The organism is Salinibacterium sp. PAMC 21357 (assembly GCF_000247645.1).
Lineage (GTDB): Bacteria > Actinomycetota > Actinomycetes > Actinomycetales > Microbacteriaceae > Rhodoglobus.
This window is the reverse complement of record NZ_AHWA01000006.1, coordinates 317417-337489: the sequence shown is the minus strand read 5'-3', so window position 1 is coordinate 337489 and position 20073 is coordinate 317417. Positions and strand designations below refer to the sequence as shown.

Below are 20073 nucleotides of genomic sequence, written 5' to 3'. Positions count from 1 at the left end.
CCCTTCTCCGCTAAGAAACTAGGCGCCTAGTTTAATGTTCGCGCCGGGAATTGCTTCGAGCAGCTCCTGCGTGTACGGGTTTTTCGAGTTCTCGAATACCTCGTCGGTTGTTGCTGCTTCGACGATGCGGCCACCCTGCATGACGCAGACGTTGTCTGCCACCAGCCGCACGACCGCAAGGTCGTGCGTGATGAACAGGTAGGTGAGGTCAAGCTCTGTCTGCAACTCTGTGAGCAGGTTGAGCACTTGACCTTGAACCAGCACATCGAGTGCCGACACTGCTTCGTCAAGTATGAGCACATCTGGCTTGAGCGCTAGCGCACGCGCGATTGCGACGCGCTGACGCTGTCCACCGGAAAGCTCACCGGGATAGCGGTGACGAGTTGCCTGAGGCAGCGACACCTGATCGAGCAATTCGCTTACGCGGTTGAATCGTTCTTTCGGGGTGCCAATACGGTGCGCGAGCAGCGGCTCGGCAATCGTGTTGCCAACGCTGTATTGCGGGTCAAGGGAGCCGTAAGGGTCCTGGAACACTGGCTGAACTCGGCGGCGGAACTTCAAGAGTTCATCGCCCTTGATTCCCGCCAGGTCAACACCATCGAACTCGATGCTTCCGCCGGTGAGCGGCTCCAACTGCAGGATCAGCTTCGCCACGGTTGACTTGCCGGATCCTGATTCGCCTACGAGGGCCGTTGTTGTGCCCTTCTTGACACCAAACGAGATGTCGTTGACAGCCAACAACTTGTCTTTACGGAACCCCTGTTTGCGAATCTCGTAGACCTTAGTGATGTTGTTCACCTTGATGAGGTCTGTCTTTGCTCCGGCTTCACGACTTGCCGCCCGCGCGATGAGGGCGTCATCGAGAGAACCCTGACCAAAGATCTTCAGGTCGTTTTCTGAGCTCGTATTCGATTTGATCGATTGGATGCGGCGCGAGGCAAGGCTCGGAGCCGCAGCGACCAGACGCTGTGTGTACGGGTGCTGCGGGTTCTCGAGGATCTCGCGCGACGGGCCTGACTCAACTACCTTGCCCTTGTACATCACGACGAGCTGCTCGGCACGCTCCGCGGCAAGACCGAGGTCGTGGGTGATGAACAGCACCGAGGTTCCGTAGTCGCGGGTGAGCGTCTGCAAGTGGTCGAGAATTTGACGCTGAACAGTCACATCGAGCGCCGAAGTCGGTTCATCGGCAATCAGAAGCTTCGGGCGAGCCGAAAGTCCGATACCGATGAGCACGCGTTGACGCATTCCACCAGAGAACTGGTGGGGAAACTGCTTGAGGCGTTCGCTAGCATCGCTAAGTCCCGCTTCGTTCAGAACCTCGATGGTGCGCTGACGCGCCTCTTTACCCTGAGCGATGCCGTTGGCCTCAATCGCCTCTTGCACCTGGAAACCGATGCTCCACACCGGGTTCAGGTTCGACATCGGGTCTTGAGGTACGTAGCCGATCTGACTTCCGCGAACCTCAGAAAACTGAGCATCCGAGAACTTTGTCAGGTCGTTGCCTTCGAACTCGATGGAGCCGCCGAGCACCTTTCCGGTGCCCGGAAGAAGACCAATCACTGCTTGCGCAGTGGTGGACTTACCCGAGCCAGATTCGCCAACGATCGCGAGGGATTGGCCTTGGTACAGCGTGAGGTCGATACCGCGCACCGCTTGCACAACACCACGTTGAGTTTCGAAACCGACTTCGAGCCCACGAATCTTGAGCAGTGGAGTCTCTTCGTTTGCCGAGTTAGGCGTAACGGGAACTGTTTGTGGATTGGTCATCGGCGTGCTCTCGCTTCCGGGTCAAGGGCATCGCGAACTACGTCGCCGAACATCAAGAAGGCCAGCACCGTGACAGACAGCGCAGCTGAAGGCAGCAGCAGTGTCTGCGGGTGGGTACGAACCGTGACACGTGCCTGGTTGATGTCGTTACCCCAGGACATAACCGTGCCGGGGAGACCGATACCAAGGAACCCCAGAGTCGCTTCCGCCACGATGAAGATACCGAGCGACACCGTTGCAATAACGATGACCGGCGCGATGGCGTTGGGGATCACGTGGCGAATGAGCGTCTTGAAACGCGAGACACCAAGTGCAGCGGATGCCGTCACATAATCAGAGTTTCGAGCCGAAAGAACCGAACCACGCATGATGCGCGCGATTTGGGGCCACGCGAAGAGCGCGAGAACGAACGAGACACTCATAGCATCGCGGACGGGGATAACGGAGATAACTACGATCGCACCGAGAACGGTGGGGATGGCGAAGAAAATATCACCGATACGCGAAACGAACGAGTCAAGGATTCCACCGTAGAAACCGGCAAGGGCTCCAATGATTCCACCAAACAACGTCACCATGATTGTGGTGAGGAGTCCGATGGTCACTGATGCCTGGGTTCCGAAAATGATCCGGGAGTAGACGTCACAACCTTGACGGGTGAAACCGAGCGGGTGCCCGGCTTGCGGATCGCCATTGCTGAACTTCAAGTAGCACTCAGTGGGGCTGTACGTCACGAAGAGACTCGGGAACGCTGCAACAACCACGATAAGGAGAATGAGCACTGAGGAAATCCAGAACATCGGACGACGCCGCATGGACTCCCAAGCGTCTGTCCAAGTGCTGCGGGCCTTTCCCGTTTCGTCGACCTGATCGATTTCGGCGACCGGAGTCTCCGCGAGCGAGGCAATGAAGTGTTTTTGACCGGGCCGGTGATGGCCAGTGTTATTAGTTGGCATAACGGATCCTTGGGTCGAGCGCGGCGTAGAGCAGGTCTACGAGCAGGTTGGCAAGCACGAAGATGATGACCATCACCGCGACAAACGAGACGACCGTGGGGCCCTCTCCCAACGTGATCGCTCGGTAAACAGTTCCACCGACACCGTTGATGTTGAAGATTCCCTCTGTGACGATCGCACCGACCATGAGCGAGCCGATGTCGACTCCCAGATAGGTGACAACCGGAACGAGCGAGTTACGCAGCACGTGCACGGTGACTACTCGACGTCGAGATAGTCCCTTTGCGGTAGCAGTGCGAACGAAGTCAGCACCGAGGTTGTCGGCGACGCTCGCGCGAGTAAGTCGCACGATGTACGCAAAGGAGACGGAGGCCAACACGATGGCCGGCAGAATCAGTTCGCCCCAAGGAGCGGCACCGCTCACCGTTGTTCGCGCCCAACCAAGTTGGATTCCAAAGATGAATTGCAATACGAAACCAACGACGAACGTCGGCACCGAGATCAGCAGCAAGCTGATGACGAGCGCTGAAGCGTCGAACAGTTTTCCCTTGCGAAGGCCAGCAACGAGGCCGACGATGATGCCGAAGAAGGCTTCAATGGCGAGGGCGAGCATCGCGAGGCGTGCAGTGATGGGGAAGGCCTGAGCCATGACATCGGTGACCGACCGGCCGGAGAACGTTGTTCCGAGGTCACCTTGGAACAGTCCACCGATGTAGAGGAGGTACTGAATGATGAATGGCTTGTCGAGGTTGTACTCGGCCCGGATGGTTTCGATAACGCCGGGAGCTGGCGGGTGGTCCCCGTACAGCGCGGCGATGGGGTCGCCGGGAACGGCGAACACCATGAAGTAGATCAAGAAGGTCGCGCCGAAAAACACCGGAATCATCTGGAGGAAACGCTTGCCTGCGTACCAAAGCATCAGATAGTTCCCTCGATGGAACGGATAAACATAGGATTCACAATCGCTGAATGAGGGTACTCAGTGTAATGCCCGGGACTAGGGAAAGTCCCGGGCACTACACATTGAGAGTGGAAACTGGGTAAAACTAAGAGCTTATTAGCCCTTGGTTACCTCGTTGTACAGCGGGACAGAGTCCCAACCGAATACAACATTGTCAACGGTGTCAGAGTAGACGCCAGTGACGTTCGAGTACCACAGCGGGATCGAAGGAAGGTCGACCAGGAGGATTTCCTGAGCTTCCTGGTACTTCGCCGTTGCTTCTTCTACCGACGACGCGCTTGCGCCCTCTGCGAGGACCTTCTCGAACTCGGGGCTCGAGTAGCCTTCCTTGTTCGAGCCAGCACCATCAACGTAGAGCGGGCCGAGGAAGTTGTACAGCGACGGGTAGTCCGCTTGCCATCCAGCACGAGTACCACCGGTGAGCAAGTTAGCGTCACGGTCGTTCAGCGCGTCCTTGAAGGTGGGGTATGCCTTGCCTACAGCCTGGATACCGAGCGTGTTGCTGATGCTGTTTGCAACAGCGTCAACCCATGCCTGGTGTCCACCATCAGCGTTGTAAGCGAGGTCGAAGACACTGTCACCGTAAGGCGCAATGGCGTCAGCTTCTGCCCACAGCTTCTTAGCCTCATCCGGGTTGAAGTCAAGAACTTCAGAACCAGCAAGGGCGTCAGAGTGACCAGCGATTACCGGCGAAGTGAAGTCGGTAGCGGGGGTACGAGTGCCCTGGAAGATGACATCCGTGATCTCAGCGCGGTCGATCGACATGGAGATAGCTGCACGACGCAACTTGCCCTCATCGCCCGACCAGTGCTCGAGGTAGTAAGGCATGTTGAATGCCTGGAAGATCGCAGCAGGCTGGTTTACCGAACGACCCGGGAAGTCCGACTCGTAGGTAGCAAATGCGGAGTCAGGAACAGCATCGAGAATGTCGAGGTTGCCACCGAGAGCGTCAGCATAGGCCGCGTCTTGGCTCGTGTAGAAGATGATCGACACGCCGCCGTTGACAGCCTTGCGAACACCGTCGTAGTCAGGGTTCACAACGAGGTCGATCTGGACGTCGTGCTGCCATCCATCTTCGGCGATCATGTACGGACCGTTACCTACGGGGTTCTCACCGAAGGCGTCGAGGTCTTCCCAAGCGGACTCAGGCAACGGCATGAATGCCGAGTAGCCGAGACGCAGCGGGAAGTCAGCCTCAGGGTTGATCAACGCAACGGTGAACTCGGTGTCGCTGACAACGTCAAGTCCCGTCAGTTCTGAGTTCTCGTCGTAGCTAAAGCCCTCGATGTTATCGAAGAAGTAGGACGAGCTCTGCGCGTTGTCGAGCAGTGCGCCGTACGACCAAGCCTTGACGAAGGAGTCTGAGGTGACAGCCTCACCGTTGGTGAAGGTCCAGCCCTCGTTCAGTGTGACGGTCCAGTTCTGGCCATCTTCTGATTCGATCGACTTGGCTACTTCGTTCTCGACATCTCCGTCGGCAGTGTACGAAACGAGCCCAGCGAAGATCGACGTGATGACCTTGCCGCCACCAGTTTCGGTGGTGTTTGTCGGAATGAGCGATTGCTGTGGCTCACTACCGTTTGTCGTGATAATCGCAGCGTTGTCGCCCTCGGCGGGCTCATCGCTCGCCGCGCAACCCGCAAGAACGAGTGCTGAGGCTGACAACAGCGCGACGGCGCTGAAGCCTATGCGTGATCTTTTCAAAGTTTCCTCCTGTGCAGAATTTTGCAAACGGCACGGAATTTATGGCGCCGCACCGCGCTTGATAGTTCACACCCTAAACGGGGGGATGCCCCACGCAAAACCCTACGGCCAAACGTTACACACTGGTAACGCTCGTGAAGAATATGTGCGGAGTTTGCAGTTATTTCGCGCAAGATGCAGGAGTTTCACAGAAATACTGCGCCCGAGCGCCACGACCTGCGCACAGCATCATGAGTTAACATCGGTGCATGTCGCTCCAAACCCGACTTCGCACCCGCCCAAGACCCTCTTGATCTTCGACGGAGACTGCGCTTTCTGCACGCTCTGGGTCAATCGTTTGCAATCAGCACTTCCGAGCTTTCCCCCGAGCACTCCGTGGCAGTGGATCGATCTCGATGACTATGCCCTCACACAAGAAGACGTTGACAAGGCCGCGTGGTTCGTGACTCCCACTCGACAATTCGCTGGACACATGGCATTTTCGCTGCTGCTCAGAAGCCAACCAACATTCGGTTGGCGCTTCCTCGGCCACCTCATCGCCACTGAGCCGTTCAGCTCGATCGCCTCACGCGGGTACCGCTTCGTCTCCCGCTACCGTCACCGTCTGCCAGGGGGAACTCCCGCCTGCGCCGTTCGCAGACCCGAGTGAGCTCTGCGCCACCACTTCCTCAGTCGCGGGCGCGACTGTGGACGGAAGTCTCGATCGTCCTCGCTCTGTCGCTTGGCGCATCCGCGATTTATTCGATCGTGTCAATTACGAACAGACTCACGCGCGTCGAATCACTGTCGCAGCAGACAGCAACGCTGAACTCATCGCTCAGTGCCCGCCCGACGTTCGATCTGATTTATCAGGTACTGGGGATCACTTTCGACCTTGCCCCAGTGGCACTCGTAGCGTTTCTCCTCTGGAGCACGACTAAACCCCGACTGTCCCGGCTCGGAGTCGACTTCACTCGTCCCCTGCACGACAGCCTGAGCGGCATCGCTCTCGCGCTGGCTATCGGAATCCCCGGGATCGCTGTCTATCTCGGCGGCCGCGCGCTGGGAGTGACCGTCAATGTAGTGCCCGCCGCGCTCGACCAATATTGGTGGACAGTGCCCGTGCTGTTGCTTTCCGCACTGCGCGCCGGCCTCACTGAAGAGCTCATCGTGATCGGTTACCTCTATGCCCGGCTCGCAGACCTGGGTTGGGGCCGCTGGAAGATCATCATCTCCACTTCACTGCTCCGAGGCACCTACCACCTGTACCAAGGCATCGGAGCCTTCATCGGCAATGTGGCAATGGGCCTACTCTTCGGCTGGCTTTACACGCGCTATCGCCGCGTACTCCCCCTCGTCATTGCCCACACACTCATCGACGCCGCCATCTTCGTGGGCTACGGCTGGGCGGCAGTAACCTTCCCAGAAGTTTTCGAACTTAGCTCCAGCGAGTAACCGGGATGACGCGCCATTTTCTCGCGCAAATGAGTGCCGCGAAACAGCTCATTCTTGAGATTTAGAGCGTGACCAAAATTGCGACTCTGCCGTTGGCGCTGGCGAGCAAAATCTGCCTGTATTGTCAGGGTAGACAGAGGAGTCGAAATGGTAGGAACCAGCCGAAACGCTGTGGCAATTAGCGCAAGCATTGCCAGACTATTCGCCGTGCAGGTCAGCACATGAGTGGCCGCATCGTTGTTGGCTACACCGCGACAAACGCCGGCTTAGATGCTGTTGCTCTCGGAGCCCGACTCGCCTCCGCATCCGGAGCGCAATTGGATGTCGTCGTCATCCTGCCGGGCAGCGGCAGGAATGTAGCCGATCCGTCTGACGCCGGCTATGACCGTTACCTCCTCGACACCGCAGAGAAGTGGCTGCGCGATGCCGCGGCCACAATCGATCCTTCGATTGCCAACAACGCTCATATCCGTTTCGGAGAATCATTCGCCGAAGGCCTGATGACGGCAGCGAACGAACTGAAAGCAACCTTCATCGTGATTGGCACGGCGGGCGGCGGCAGACTCGGTCGGCACCGCCTAGGCACCGTCGCGACAACGCTTCTTCACTCTGCAGAGATTCCGGTCGTGCTCGCGCCGGAAGGTGCACGAAACACCGAGAACTCCGCAGGCATCACACGGATTACTGCGGCCGTGGGAACTCGTCCCGGCGCCGGAGCGTTGATGAACGAAGCCTTGGCTCTGGTATCTGCAACGGGCGCCACCCTTCGGTTGTTGTCGTTGGTCACCGTCGATCTCCCGCCTTCGGTAGATACGGGTGTTATCCGAATCGCTGGAGCCGCCCACGCCGACGACGTACTGGCCACCGCCCGCGCAGCGCTTCCTTCTCACATCACCGCCGAAGCCGTTATAGCGCGCGGCACCAGCATCGAAGACGCTGTGCAGCATCTGAGCTGGGAGCCTGGTGAAATTGCGATGGTCGGCTCTAGTCGCCTCGCTCGCCCACGGCACCTCTTTCTCGGTTCCACGGCGGCCAAAATGCTTCACGAACTTACTATTCCCATGATCGTCGTTCCCCGAACTCCCCTAGCGAAAGAATCACAGCGATGAGTGCAGTAGATAAGAGCGCCACGCCTGTCACCTCCGATGGTGCAGAAAACGACCGTGGCATCAGTTCGAAGGGTCTGTCTCAGGGAACAGTGGGCCTGATCGGCGCCGTCGTTATCGGCATCTCGTGCATCGCCCCCGCCTACACTTTGACGGCAGCACTCGGGCCGACAGTGTCGGCGGTCGGGTTTCAAGTACCCGCGATCATCCTGATCGGCTTTATTCCGATGCTTCTCGTCGCTTTCGGGTATCGCGAGCTCAACAATCGCATGCCGGACTCCGGAACCTCGTTCACATGGGCCACCCGTGCGTTCGGCCCCTGGGTCGGTTGGATGGCAGGGTGGGGACTAATCGCTGCCACCATCTTGGTTCTATCGAACCTCGCCGGAATAGCCGTCGATTTTCTCTTTCTCCTCATCGCGCAACTCTCGAATGATCCCGGGATCGCAGAGCTGGCGGCGAATCCGTTCATCAACGTGGTGGTCTGCCTGCTCTTCATGCTCGGCGCGACCCTCATTTCGTACCGCGACATGCAAACCACGCAGCGACTGCAGTATTTTCTCGTTAGCTTTCAGCTGCTCGTTCTTTTATTCTTTGCCGGCACAGCAATCGTCGCCGTGGCAAACGGCAACGGCTTCGATCCATCAGCACTGAGCTGGGAATGGTTCAACCCGTTCGCTGTGACATCGTTCAGTGCTGTAGCCGCCGGCCTCTCGCTATCGATCTTCATCTTTTGGGGATGGGACGTCACCCTCACCATGAATGAGGAGACAAAGGATCCCGACCGCACGCCGGGGCGAGCAGCAACGCTTACGGTCGTTCTCATCGTCACCCTGTACCTACTGCTCGCGATCTCGCTCCTGATGTTCGCCGGAACGGGCACCGGAGAGTTCGGGCTCGGCAACCCCGACATTCAAGACAACGTGTTCTTTGCCCTTGCCGCGCCTATCCTCGGCCCGCTGGCCTTCATGGTCTCCCTGGCTGTGCTCACCAGTTCAGCATCGTCATTGCAATCGACGTTTGTTTCTCCCGCACGCACGTTGCTCGCCATGGGCCACTACGGGGCACTGCCGAAGAAGTTTGCTGCCGTCAGCCCGCGCTTTCTCACGCCCGGCTATGCAGTAATCGTCTCGTCGATAGTTGCATCAACGTTCTACGCCGTGATGCGGTTCATCAGCGAGAACGTGCTGTGGGACACCATCACCGCACTCGGCATGATGATTTCCTTCTACTACGGCATCACCGCGTTCGCGTGTGTCTGGTATTTTCGGCACCAGTGGTTCGACTCCATTCGCAACATGTTCTTCACGCTGCTCTTTCCGCTGGTCGGCGGGATGATTCTGGCCGCGTTGTTCTTCATCACGCTGATCGACAGCATGGATCCGAATTACGGCAGTGGTTCCAGCGTCGGCGGAGTCGGTTTGGTCTTCGTCCTCGGCCTCACCGTCATCATTGTTGGCATCGTCATCATGGTCTGGCAGGCGATCAAACATCCCAAGTTCTTCCGTGGAGAAACCTTGTCGATGGATGCTCCGCCAAGCCACCGGGGTCGCAAACGCTAATCATTCTGGGGCTATAGTCACGGCCTTGATCCCCGGGTATTGACAGGAGGTCGACCGCACAAAAACAGCGGTGACGTAAAACTTTGAGTATCGCCGAGGGCTGGCGGAGCGTAAAGTGTCTCGCATGTCACCGGAAATCACTGTTGAAACCGTGGCCTCAAAGCTGGTTGCGGGCCTCGAGTTCGACACCACGATGGAAACGCTGCCCACTGACATGACTGCCGCGATCGGCGACCTCATCAGGCACACGGCCGAGTCCCAGATGGCAGCAGCTGGTCCGATAATTGCGGTCTATGGCGAAGAGATGCACCCGAATCGCTCGTGGAAGTGCGAAGTGTGTGTTCCCGTCGCACAAGCGTTTGGCGAGCATCCGACGCTCCGTTCGCACGAACTGCCGGGTGGCGTTGTCGCGACGATTACCCACGTCGGCTCTTATGACGGCCTCAAAGCCACCTACAACACGATGTTCGACTGGTTCTCGCAGCATGGCCACACCTATGCCGGGGCACCCCGTGAAATTTACCTCAATGGTCCGGATGAAGTGACCGAAGAGAAATTACTTACCCGCCTCGAGTTTCCGGTTGTGCTGGCAAGCGCCTAGCAGCCACCCCTCCCGTACGCCGCTCCCCTATGGAAGGAATGACAATGAAGTCCAATCCCTATCTGAGCTTCAGAGATAACGCTCGCGAAGCCTTGGCCTATTACCAGTCGGTCTTCGGCGGCACCACTGAAATCCACACCTTTGCCGATTTTCAGGCAAGCGAGGATCCCGAAGAACAAGAGTGGGTCATGCACGGGCAGCTTGAATCTCCGGCCGGCATCACCCTCATGATGGCAGACACCCCCAAGACCATGGAGCACACTCCCGGTGGATCGATATCGATTTCCATCGGTGGCTTCCTCAGCGAGAAGGCAGCCGTTGAGAGCTACTGGGAGAAACTCTGCGACGGCGGCACAATCGATATGCCCCTCGAACCCGCAGTGTGGGGCGGTATTTTCGGGATGGTCACGGATCGGTACGCGGTCAATTGGATCGTGAGTATCAGTGACGACAACGAAACTCGGTAGTCCCGGCCGCTATGAACAGTTCGGACGGCACGCTCGCTGAGTGAGCGCGTCAACCAGCACCTTGCCGAGGTCTTCGGGCACGGCGGCGGAGTACGCCGCTCCCCCCGTCGACTGTGCGATGGTCGTCATCGACGCGAGGTCAGTATCGGGGCCGAACCCAATGAGCAGTACCGGAACCGGTTGCTTCGGATCTTCGATCGCTTTCAAGCTGTCGAGGAGCGTCTGCAGGTCGATTCCATTGTCGTCTTCGTTGAAGCCGTCGGTGATCAGAAGCACAGAGTTGATCTTGGTCGGGTCGTAGTTTTCCTTGACCCGGGTCACTGCAGCCAAGATCGTGTCGTACAAACCTGTGTACCCATAGATTCGGTCGGGCAGCGACGCGACAACGCCATTGATCTGCTGCACGTGAGCAGGATCAGAGAGTGGCGCGATCGGCGAAAGGTCTTCCCAGTCTTGGGTGCCGACACGGTTTTGGGAAAATGCCCACACTCCGAGCTCGGCCTCGCCCGAAAACTTCGACAACGCTTCGCTTGCCGCAAGCTGGAATACGTCGATTCGACGTAAGCCATTGTTCGCCGGTTCGAGCATCGAACCCGAGACATCGATAACGACCAACAGTCGCGACCGTAGCGTGAGAACGCTCCACGAGCGCAGAATTGCGATCTGAACGGCAGCATCCGCGGTGGGTTGTGCTGCTGTTGCAGCCTCAGGCACCCCGGCCAACCTAAGGTCGCCGCCACCCTCAGCGTTGCGGAACCCCTCGCTAGCCAACACGGCGGCAGCGGAGCCAGATGCCGTGGCGAGCTCGGCGAGGAGCGCCTGAGGCGCGTCCGCTGCGATAGTTACGTCGGTAGCAGCGGCAGCGGCAGAATTACCGCCCACTGCTGACGCGGATTCTGAGGATTCGGAATCTTGGGCATCACCAATAAGGTGCACGAAGGGGTAGGTCAGCTCGACAGTTCCGTCAGACGGATAGAGCGCGATCATCGGCGAGGCCGGGGAGGTCTTGTTGTAGGCCGCCACTTCCCGCTCGGTCGTCACCACCACCGTTGGCATTGCCGCTGCCGCGACCAACTCAAACGCTTCTTCGGCCGACTTCGGGATCGTCTTACCCATGGCGATCATCGCCCCCGCGAATTGACGAGGATCTTCAGCAGACGACACCGACTGCAGCTGCGCTAGACCGGCCAGGCTTGCCGCGGACGATTCTGGATCGGGCAGCAGAGTGCTGGCTGTGCCGGCGAGCAGCGCCGTCCACGTCAATGGGGTTGCGGAGAGAGCAGACACTTGTGACGCTGTTGTGGCGAGCACAACGGGAGTACTCGCCACGTACTCACCAATCTCGAACTCCGGAGTCGCGAGCCCCAGCGAAGTGGCAATTGCCGACGAACGGTCAAGCCAAGCACTCGAATCGGGGACCCAAGCATCCAGCTCCCCGGCAACGCCGGAGGCAAAGAGCGCTGCAGCATCGGCAGAGACCATCGAACGAATTTCGGTAGCGGTGCAATTCCCTTCGGCGTCATCGAACTCTGCGGCGATGGTCGTCAGCGCGGGGGCGATCGACGGGTCGGCCGCGATAACGATCGGGCGAAGCTCCGCGCATTTCTCGGTGATCGACCCGAAAGCATTCGTCAGCAATCCGACGGCACCGAATTGGATGCCAGCAACAACCATCGCTGCTACAGACACGAGCGCGATGGGCACCAGCCACCAGCGCTTCTTCCACCGCTGCCAAAAAGACTTGCGGTGTCGGTGCCGGCGCGTCGTCACGAAAATCTCCAGTCGGTGGATTGGCTAAAAGAGATCGTCGGGTCGGCCCCCGCCATACACCAAACGGAGACTACAACATCAGGTGAGGCTAAATCCAGTAAATGTGGAGATTCTTTTTGCGCACCGAGAGACCGCCCAATAGAACACTGGTGTCCCGCATAAGGGGGACAAAGAAATAACGCGTGTCGAACCAGACTGGACTGGTTCAACACGCGCCATCCTTCGTTAGCGAACTAGCTAACTCAGTGCCGCAACTTTATTCCGCAAAGGCCTCAATAGGCGGGCACGAGCAGACCAGATTGCGGTCACCGTAAGCGTTATCCACGCGACGAACCGGAGGCCAGTACTTGCCCGAAATGAGCGAGTTCAACGGGTAGACAGCCTGCTCCCGCGAGTAGGAGTGATCCCACTCGCCGGCGATCACCGAATGTGCCGTATGCGGCGCATTGACAAGGGGGTTGTCACTGATTGGCCAGGCTCCGGCCGCTACAGCATCCGCTTCTTCCTTGATCGCGATCATCGCGTCGATGAAGCGGTCGAGCTCAGCGAGGTCTTCACTCTCGGTCGGTTCAACCATGAGCGTGCCCGATACCGGGAACGACATCGTCGGAGCGTGGAAACCGTAGTCAATGAGGCGCTTGGCGACATCGTTATTGTCGATGCCGGTCGCCTCCTTGAGGGGTCGCAGATCGAGAATGCACTCGTGAGCAACGAGACCGTTGTCCCCCGCATAAAGCACCGGGAAGTGGTCGCGCAAGCGCACCGCAATGTAGTTGGCGGAGAGCACGGCGGCACCGGTAGCAGCCTTGAGGCCTTCCGACCCCATCATTCGCACATAGGCCCACGTAATCGGCAAAATGCTCGGACTTCCGTACGGTGCAGCGCTAATCGCTCCCCCGGCGTGAACATAGGGACCGGCGGCACCGGTCTGCATGTCGAAGGCTGGATGCTGCTGGCTCTGCGCCATGGGGTGACCGGGCAAGAACTCCGCCAGGTGTGCTTTCGCGACCACGGGGCCGACTCCTGGCCCACCGCCACCGTGGGGGATGCAGAAGGTTTTGTGCAGGTTGAGGTGACTGACGTCGCCGCCAAAGTCACCGAACCGTGCATAACCGAGGAGGGCGTTGAGGTTGGCGCCGTCAACGTAAACCTGTCCGCCAGCATCGTGCACCGCCTGCGTGATTTCACGCACTTCGTGTTCGTACACTCCGTGGGTGGAGGGGTACGTGATCATGAGGGCGGAGATTTCGCTCGCGTGCTCGGCGATCTTGGCGCGCAAGTCATCGAGGTCAACGTTGCCGAGGTCATCGCAGGCGACAACAACGACGCGCATTCCGGCGAGCATTGCGCTGGCGGCGTTCGTGCCGTGGGCGCTCGAAGGAATGAGACAGATGGTACGTTCCGGGTTGCCATTTGCGCGGTGATAGCCACGAATCGCGAGCAATCCCGCCAGCTCGCCCTGGCTACCCGCGTTGGGTTGCAGCGACGCAGTGTCGTAACCGGTGACCTCGGTGAGCCACGATTCGAGGTGCGAAATCATCACCAAATAGCCGGCGACATCATCCGCGGGGGCGAAGGGGTGGATGCCCGCAAATTCCGGCCAGCTCACCGCTTCCATCTCGGTCGCTGCGTTCAACTTCATCGTGCACGAACCCAGCGGGATCATGCCGCGGTCGAGCGCGTAGTCCTTGTCGGCGAGGTACTTGAGGTACCGCATCATGCTCGTCTCCGAGCGGTGCGTGTTGAACACCGGATGCGTGAGGTATTCGCTCGTGCGATTGAGATCCTCGGGGATGCTCGCATCTTCGCCAGCGTAGCTAAAGAAGCCACCTTCCAGCCCGAAGGCGGCCGCGAGCTCGTTCTTCTGGTTCGCGAGAATACCTTCGTACGGCTGCGTCGAAACTTCATCGAAGCTCAAACGAACGGTGTCAGCATCCACTACATAAAGAAGGATGTCGCTCTCGAGCGCCTTGGCAGCAATCGCCTGAGCTTGACCCTTTTTCGTCACCGAAAGGGTGTCGAAGAAGGTGTCGTTCTCGATCGTGTAACCCGCAGCAGTCAGACGAGCGGCGAAGTTGACGGTGTCGTGATGGATGCGCTGAGCGATCCGCTTAAGGCCCTGCGGTCCGTGATACACGGCATACATGGATGCCATGACCGCGAGCAAAACCTGCGCAGTACAGATGTTGGAGGTCGCCTTCTCGCGGCGAATGTGCTGCTCACGAGCCTGCAACGAAAGGCGGTAGGCGGGGTTGCCAGCGGCATCCACCGATACGCCAACGAGACGGCCAGGAAGTTGACGTTCGAGGCCCTTGCGCACGGACATGTAGCCCGCGTGCGGCCCCCCGAAGCCCATCGGAACTCCGAAACGCTGCGTGGTTCCGACAGCAACGTCTGCGCCGAGTTCGCCCGGCGACTTGAGGATCGTGAGGGCGAGCAAGTCGGCCGCGACAACGGCAAGGCCGCCGTGCGCCTTCACCGCAGCGATGACTTCACTAGAATCCCAGACCCGACCGGCGGCACCGGGGTACTGGATGAGCGCGCCGAAGCATTCGGGCAGTTCTGGGTTCGCCCCCAGCGTTGCCAGGTCGAGCTCGACAAGCTCGATTCCGAGAGCCTCAGCACGGTTCTCCAGCAGAGCCTTCGTCTGAGGAAGAGTTTCGGCGTCGACGATGAACACAGACGATTCGACCCGAGCAGCGCGGCGAGCGAGCAGCATTCCCTCAACAGCAGCAGTGCCCTCATCGAGCATCGACGCGTTCGTTGTGGTCATTCCGGCAAGGTCAGCCACCATTGTCTGGAAGTTGATAAGTGCCTCAAGGCGACCCTGCGAGATTTCCGGCTGGTACGGCGTGTAGGCCGTGTACCAGCTGGGGTTCTCCAACACATTGCGCTTGATCACAGCAGGCGTGATGGTGTCGTAGTAGCCGAGACCGATCATGCTGCGGCGAACCTTGTTCGCTCCGGCCAAAGCACGTAGTTCGGCGAGCGCCTCCCGCTCAGAGGCGGGAGCCGGGATGGTGGAATTCACGACCGGAGTCTGGTGAATGGCAGGCGGAACCGCGGCATCCACGAGCGACTCAAGACTGTCGTAGCCGACAGCGGCGAGCATGCTCGCCTGAGCGGCAGCATCCGTGCCGATGTGACGATCGGCGAAAGTGCCGCTGAGGTAAGGGTTGGGCATTATTCGCCTGTCAATGCGGTGTACTCGTCAAGGCTGAGCATCGACGGGAGTTCGGAAAATTCGATCTTCACGAGCCAACCTTCACCGAAGGGGTCGCTGTTGACGAGTTCGGGGCTGTTCGAGACAGCGTCGTTAGCTTCAACAACGGTTCCGCTCACGGGCGCGAAGAGTTCACCGACCGACTTAGTCGACTCGATCTCGCCGACGATCTTGCCCTCGGCAACCGAAGAACCCACCTTGGGCAGATCTACGAAGACGATGTCCCCCAGCTTGCCCGCGGCAAAGTCGGTGATGCCGATCGTCGCGACGTTTCCGTCAACAAGAACCCATTCGTGCTCGGCGGTGTACTGCAATTCGCTCTTCTCAGCCATGATCAGGCCTCTCTCTTATAGAAGGGTAGGGAAACAACGGAAGCAGCAATGCGACTGCCCCGCACATCAATGTGAAGCTCGGTGCCGATCTCGCTCACCGCGGGGTCGACGTAAGCCATCGCGATCGGGTGGCCCAGTGTCGGCGACAGCGCGCCGGAGGTAATGACTCCGACCTCGGTGTCGCCGCTGAAGAGGAGATAGTCGGCGCGACCAGCACGGCGGCCCTCGGCGGCGAGACCGACGAGAACGCGAGCACCAGCATCCGGGCCCTCTTCAATTGCCGCACGACCAACGAAGTCGCCCTCCTTACTCAGGGCAACGACGCGACCGAGACCGGCTTGCACCGGGAAGGTGTTGAGGTTCAATTCGTGACCGTACAGCGGCATGCCCGCTTCGAGCCGCAGAGTGTCGCGGCACGCGAGACCGGCAGGAACGAGACCGAGTGGTTCGCCAGCAACCGTGAGCGCTGCCCACAGGGGGGCGGCGGCATCCACGTGAATGTACAGCTCGAAACCGTCTTCGCCCGTGTAGCCGGTGCGACCGATAATGAGGTCGGTGCCGTTGAATATGGCGGCGGTTTCGCGGTAGTACTTGAGCTCATCAAGCGGAGTAGCGAAACCAGTGAGGCCGGCTGTCACCTCGAGGATGGCGCGCGATACCGGGCCCTGCACCGCGATGAGGGCGTACTCGTCGCTGTCGTCAGTGACGGCAACATCAAAGCCTTCGGCACGCTCCAAGAGAGCGGCAGCAGCGGCGAAACGGTTACCCGCATTGGCGACAACCAAGAAGTGATCATCGGCTAGCCGGTAAGTCACCAAGTCATCGATGATGCCGCCAGCCTCGTTGAGCAACAGGCTGTACTTAGCCTGCGCGAGAGCGATGCCCGAAAGCTTGCCCGCGAGCGCAAAGTCAAGAAAGGCACCGGCTTCAGCACCGCGCACATGAATTTCTGCCATGTGCGAGATGTCGAAGATGCCGGCAGCCGTACGCACCGCGTGGTGCTCGGCCAAGTCAGAGCTGTACCGCACCGGCATCATCCAGCCAGCGAAGTCGGTAAAGGCAGCACCGAGTTGCTCGTGGATGCTGTGAAGAGGCGAATACCTCACCGCAGCAGGCGAAGAGTCAGCGGATGAAGCTTCAGAGTTTGATACATCGGTCACGGAGTTCTCCCGGCGCGTGGCTAGTGAATAGAACTCCCCCTCTGTGATGAGCCTGAGAGCTTCACGCACCTACAAACTAGTGCGCTTTCACCGACGGCGGAACCTCATGGCAATGCGAGGTTCTCTTTCCAGAGTGGCCAGTGCGATGCGGTACATGAACCTGAGAGATTGGCGGGGAGGCTTGCTCCTTCGGTGCCGGTCTGGCGCCTGCCAACTTTCGTTGACTAGCGCTGGGTGCCCGGCTCTCCCGCATCGTGTTGCGGCCCGATGTTCAGTTGTTAGCTCAGCATAGCAATGCTCGGCGGATGCTCGTGCCTCCGGCCGCGCGGAATTCGCCGAAGCGCGCGTATCCGACTACAGCAGCGCCGAACTGAGCAACAAACTGGTCTCACTGTTGACGACGCCATCGACATTGCGCATCCTGGCGAGCACCCGGTCGAAGTTGCTCAGACTGTCGGTGCGGATGTCGGCAACGAGATCCCACGCACCGTTGGTGGTGTGGAGTTCGTGAATCTCGGGCAACCCCCGCAGTTTGGCAATGACAGCATCCGTTGAACGCCCCTCTACCTCAATGAATGAGATCGCTCGGATAAAGGAGGGGTCGCGATCTTCTCGAATACGCACGGAAAAGCCCAACACTGTTCCCTCGCTAACGAGACGATAAATGCGGCTGTTTACGGTCGCGCGCGTGACGTCGAGACGACGAGCAAGACTCGCGATTGACTCGCGCCCATCAGCACGAAGCGCGGCGAGAAGTCGGCGATCGAGATCATCCAGTTGAGGCATGTACAAAGTGTATAACTCGGCCCCCAATTATGTTCATTCACTAGCCGATAATCGTGTCTAATGGGTGTTGTCACTACATAGTGCACATTCGTAACGTGGGAACTAGCAATACTGCAACGAAAGGAGTGACCGTGGTCAACTACGTAGACGTCAAAAACATGGGGCGATGGATCGCCGACACCGGTATCGAGCCAATCATCATGGGTATCGTGAGCTACCTTGAGCAGGATTACGCCAAGTGGCAACAGTTCGACAAGTCCCCTCGTGTCGCGGCACATTCCGCCGAGGGAGTCATCGAACTCATGCCCACGAGCGATGGCGAAACGTACGCCTTCAAGTACGTCAATGGCCACCCCTCGAACCCCGCTCTCGGGTTCCAGACTGTCACCGCGCTCGGCATGCTTGCCCGCGTCGACAACGGCTACCCCACCTTCCTGTCAGAGATGACGTTGCTAACAGCGCTGCGAACATCCGCAACATCTGTGCTCGCAGCTCGCGCACTGGCTCGCCCCGACTCCAGCGTTCTGGCCCTCATCGGCACCGGAACTCAGTCTGAGTTTCAGGCCCTCGGCTTTCGCGCCGGTCTCGGCATCACAAGCTTGCGGGTGTGGGACACCGATCCCGCCGCGCTCGACAAGTTCATTCGCAACGTTGAACCTCTCGGTTTCCATGTAGTGCGTGCCACCTCAGCAGCGGATGCTGTCGCAGGCGCTGACATCGTCACCACCTGCACCGCAGACAAGACGAACGCGACCATCCTTACGGCCGACATGATCGAGCCAGGAATGCACCTCAACGCGATCGGCGGCGATTGCCCCGGCAAGACCGAGCTCGAAGCGGCGATCGTTCGCGATGCGACAGTGTTCGTTGAGTTCCCCGAACAGACCCGCATCGAGGGAGAGATTCAGCAGCTCGAAGCTGACTCCCCCATCACTGAACTGTGGGAAGTGCTCGCCGGGCGTGCCGCCGGTCGCACCGCCAACGACGAGGTCACCCTCTTTGACTCAGTAGGTTTCGCTATCGAAGACTTCTCCGCCCTGCGCTACGTCTTCGATGCTGTTCGCGGCACCGACTACGCCACCGACCTTGACCTCATTGCCGACCCGGCCGACCCCAAGGACCTGTTCTCGCTCGTATCGCGCGCTCCTGCGCTGACCGCGTAGCCGACAGTGAGTGTTCAGGCCCCGTCGGCCGCCGTACTCATCCGCCCGCACCTCTTCACACCGAACAGCCAAACCGCTGGCGATAATGCGTTCCAGTCGACCGATCCCACCCGGACCCCGGATGAGATCGCTCGCGCTGCGTACGCCGAATCGACTCAGGTCGCTGAGACGTTGCGAGACGCTGGCGTCAACATCCACGTGTTTGAGGACACGGAGAGCACGCGCCCTGACAGCGTGTTCCCCAATAACTGGTTCTCAACCCACAGCGGTGGCCGTGTCGCGGTGTATCCGATGTATGCGCCGAATCGGCGCACGGAGCGTCGCACCGATGTAATCGAGATGCTGAAGCACGACTTTCGCGTGCAGGATGTCGTGGACTATTCGGGGCTTGAACACGACGGAATTTACCTTGAGGGCACCGGGGCGATGGTCATTGACCACACCAACCGGGTGGCCTATGCGGCAGAATCACACCGCGCGAATCCCTTAGCTCTCGAACGCTTCTGTGCATCCTTTGGCTACGAGCCGATGATGTTTGAAGCACGCGACAGCCACGGGGTGCCGATTTATCACACCAACGTCATGATGTGTATTGCGACTGACTTTGCGATGATCGGGCTCGACCTGATTGCCTCTGGTGATCGTCGCATGGAGATGGCGGAGCGCCTGACGGCACCCGGTCGCACTCTGATCGACCTCACCGCAGACCAGATCGCGAACTTCGCCGGGAACGCGTTGGAACTGAAGGGCGCAAACGGCCGCATCTTGGCGCTGTCGACCCGGGCCCTGAACAGTCTGACGACTGCTCAGCGTTCAGTCATCGAAGCGAGTTGTGAGATTGTGCCGCTCAACATTCCCACGATCGAGTTGGCGGGTGGGTCGGTGCGCTGCATGGTCGCGGGCGTCCACTTAGATCGTCGTTCACGCATGGCGGCGGATGTTGCTGCTGGCGTGCCAGCGGCCGGCTCTGCTGAAACTGCACCGACCGCACCCATCGCGCCGATAGCGGGCATCTAACCTAACGCCTATTGCCGTCGACTCTGCCCGATGGTTGAGACAACACAAAGCGCCGCGATGC

The 20073-nt window shown here is 59.2% G+C and carries 17 protein-coding genes and 2 riboswitches; of the genes, 8 read left to right on the top strand and 9 right to left on the bottom strand.

The genetic code is table 11. The features are described 5' to 3' along the window. Positions 1-18 precede the first annotated feature (18 nt). The 4 genes from ON14_RS14200 to ON14_RS14185 all read right to left on the bottom strand — a co-directional run bounded on the left by ON14_RS14200 (position 19) and on the right by ON14_RS14185 (position 5391). Positions 19-1770, bottom strand: coding sequence for a dipeptide ABC transporter ATP-binding protein (locus ON14_RS14200; RefSeq protein WP_010206124.1), 1752 nt, complete (start codon positions 1768-1770; stop codon positions 19-21). Beyond that, entirely contained in the window at positions 1767-2726 is a 960-nt protein-coding gene (locus ON14_RS14195; protein ID WP_010206123.1) for an ABC transporter permease, read from the bottom strand. The genes ON14_RS14200 and ON14_RS14195 overlap by 4 nt, the downstream gene beginning before the upstream one ends. Beyond that, positions 2716-3645, bottom strand: a complete 930-nt coding sequence (locus ON14_RS14190) for an ABC transporter permease (protein ID WP_010206122.1) — start codon at positions 3643-3645, stop codon at positions 2716-2718. Before ON14_RS14190 ends, ON14_RS14195 begins: the two co-directional genes overlap by 11 nt. Positions 3646-3783: 138 nt before the next feature. Further along, on the bottom strand, positions 3784-5391 hold the full coding sequence (locus ON14_RS14185) for a peptide ABC transporter substrate-binding protein (RefSeq protein WP_010206121.1): 1608 nt from the start codon (positions 5389-5391) through the stop codon (positions 3784-3786). Between the two features lie 244 nt (positions 5392-5635). Here ON14_RS14185 and ON14_RS14180 point away from each other — a divergent pair, with 244 nt between their 5' ends. The 6 genes from ON14_RS14180 (at position 5636) to ON14_RS14155 (ending at position 10561) form a co-directional block, all read left to right on the top strand. After that, entirely contained in the window at positions 5636-6040 is a 405-nt protein-coding gene (locus ON14_RS14180; RefSeq protein WP_010206120.1) for a thiol-disulfide oxidoreductase DCC family protein, read from the top strand. Beyond that, positions 6037-6825: a CPBP family intramembrane glutamic endopeptidase gene (locus ON14_RS14175; RefSeq protein ID WP_010206119.1), complete on the top strand. Its 789-nt coding sequence runs from the start codon at positions 6037-6039 to the stop codon at positions 6823-6825. Before ON14_RS14180 ends, ON14_RS14175 begins: the two co-directional genes overlap by 4 nt. 221 nt (positions 6826-7046) lie before the next feature. Next, the gene (locus ON14_RS14170; RefSeq protein WP_010206118.1) at positions 7047-7934 is read left to right on the top strand and encodes a universal stress protein; all 888 of its coding nucleotides are present in this window, start codon (positions 7047-7049) and stop codon (positions 7932-7934) included. Next, positions 7931-9493 (top strand): APC family permease, encoded by a 1563-nt coding sequence (locus tag ON14_RS14165; protein WP_010206116.1) that lies wholly within the window; start codon positions 7931-7933, stop codon positions 9491-9493. The genes ON14_RS14170 and ON14_RS14165 overlap by 4 nt, the downstream gene beginning before the upstream one ends. Before the next feature lie 124 nt (positions 9494-9617). Beyond that, positions 9618-10094 carry a GyrI-like domain-containing protein gene (locus ON14_RS14160; protein WP_010206114.1) on the top strand — a complete coding sequence of 159 codons (477 nt, stop codon included), beginning with the start codon at positions 9618-9620 and terminating at the stop codon, positions 10092-10094. A gap of 44 nt (positions 10095-10138) precedes the next feature. Continuing rightward, a complete protein-coding gene (locus tag ON14_RS14155; protein ID WP_010206113.1) occupies positions 10139-10561 on the top strand; it encodes a VOC family protein in 423 nt (140 codons plus the stop codon). Positions 10562-10570: 9 nt separating this feature from the next. Here ON14_RS14155 and ON14_RS14150 read toward each other — a convergent pair whose 3' ends face one another. From ON14_RS14150 to ON14_RS14130, 5 genes are all read right to left on the bottom strand, one after another. Beyond that, positions 10571-12331 carry a VWA domain-containing protein gene (locus tag ON14_RS14150; protein ID WP_141630080.1) on the bottom strand — a complete coding sequence of 587 codons (1761 nt, stop codon included), beginning with the start codon at positions 12329-12331 and terminating at the stop codon, positions 10571-10573. Between the two features lie 256 nt (positions 12332-12587). After that, positions 12588-15515, bottom strand: a complete 2928-nt coding sequence (gene gcvP / locus ON14_RS14145) for an aminomethyl-transferring glycine dehydrogenase (protein ID WP_010206111.1) — start codon at positions 15513-15515, stop codon at positions 12588-12590. After that, the gene (gene gcvH, locus ON14_RS14140; protein ID WP_010206110.1) at positions 15515-15886 is read right to left on the bottom strand and encodes a glycine cleavage system protein GcvH; all 372 of its coding nucleotides are present in this window, start codon (positions 15884-15886) and stop codon (positions 15515-15517) included. The genes gcvP and gcvH overlap by 1 nt, the downstream gene beginning before the upstream one ends. A gap of 2 nt (positions 15887-15888) precedes the next feature. Beyond that, positions 15889-17046 carry a glycine cleavage system aminomethyltransferase GcvT gene (gcvT, locus tag ON14_RS14135; protein WP_010206109.1) on the bottom strand — a complete coding sequence of 386 codons (1158 nt, stop codon included), beginning with the start codon at positions 17044-17046 and terminating at the stop codon, positions 15889-15891. Between the two features lie 34 nt (positions 17047-17080). Next, positions 17081-17183: riboswitch (glycine riboswitch) on the bottom strand. A gap of 1 nt (position 17184) precedes the next feature. Further along, positions 17185-17306, bottom strand: a riboswitch (glycine riboswitch). 94 nt (positions 17307-17400) lie between these two features. Continuing rightward, positions 17401-17832, bottom strand: a complete 432-nt coding sequence (locus ON14_RS14130; RefSeq protein ID WP_010206107.1) for an Lrp/AsnC family transcriptional regulator — start codon at positions 17830-17832, stop codon at positions 17401-17403. Positions 17833-17963: 131 nt separating this feature from the next. On the opposite strand from ON14_RS14130, the gene ON14_RS14125 reads away from it, so the two are divergent. Together ON14_RS14125 and ctlX are read left to right on the top strand one after the other, a co-directional pair. Beyond that, positions 17964-18995 (top strand): ornithine cyclodeaminase, encoded by a 1032-nt coding sequence (locus ON14_RS14125; RefSeq protein WP_010206105.1) that lies wholly within the window; start codon positions 17964-17966, stop codon positions 18993-18995. A gap of 6 nt (positions 18996-19001) precedes the next feature. Then, the gene (gene ctlX / locus ON14_RS14120; protein WP_010206103.1) at positions 19002-20012 is read left to right on the top strand and encodes a citrulline utilization hydrolase CtlX; all 1011 of its coding nucleotides are present in this window, start codon (positions 19002-19004) and stop codon (positions 20010-20012) included. Positions 20013-20073: the final 61 nt, after the last annotated feature.

Excerpts from the sequence above, each read along its gene's own strand:
- ON14_RS14165 (WP_010206116.1), top strand. The coding sequence starts at position 7,931 with ATGAGTGCAGTAGATAAGAGCGCCACGCCTGTCACCTCCGATGGTGCA.
- gcvP (WP_010206111.1), bottom strand. The coding sequence starts at position 15,515 with ATGCCCAACCCTTACCTCAGCGGCACTTTCGCCGATCGTCACATCGGC.
- ON14_RS14195 (WP_010206123.1), bottom strand. The coding sequence starts at position 2,726 with ATGCCAACTAATAACACTGGCCATCACCGGCCCGGTCAAAAACACTTC.
- ON14_RS14200 (WP_010206124.1), bottom strand. The coding sequence starts at position 1,770 with ATGACCAATCCACAAACAGTTCCCGTTACGCCTAACTCGGCAAACGAA.
- ON14_RS14155 (WP_010206113.1), top strand. The coding sequence starts at position 10,139 with ATGAAGTCCAATCCCTATCTGAGCTTCAGAGATAACGCTCGCGAAGCC.
- ON14_RS14190 (WP_010206122.1), bottom strand. The coding sequence starts at position 3,645 with ATGCTTTGGTACGCAGGCAAGCGTTTCCTCCAGATGATTCCGGTGTTT.
- gcvH (WP_010206110.1), bottom strand. The coding sequence starts at position 15,886 with ATGGCTGAGAAGAGCGAATTGCAGTACACCGCCGAGCACGAATGGGTT.
- ON14_RS14170 (WP_010206118.1), top strand. The coding sequence starts at position 7,047 with ATGAGTGGCCGCATCGTTGTTGGCTACACCGCGACAAACGCCGGCTTA.
- ON14_RS14160 (WP_010206114.1), top strand. The coding sequence starts at position 9,618 with ATGTCACCGGAAATCACTGTTGAAACCGTGGCCTCAAAGCTGGTTGCG.
- ON14_RS14130 (WP_010206107.1), bottom strand. The coding sequence starts at position 17,832 with ATGCCTCAACTGGATGATCTCGATCGCCGACTTCTCGCCGCGCTTCGT.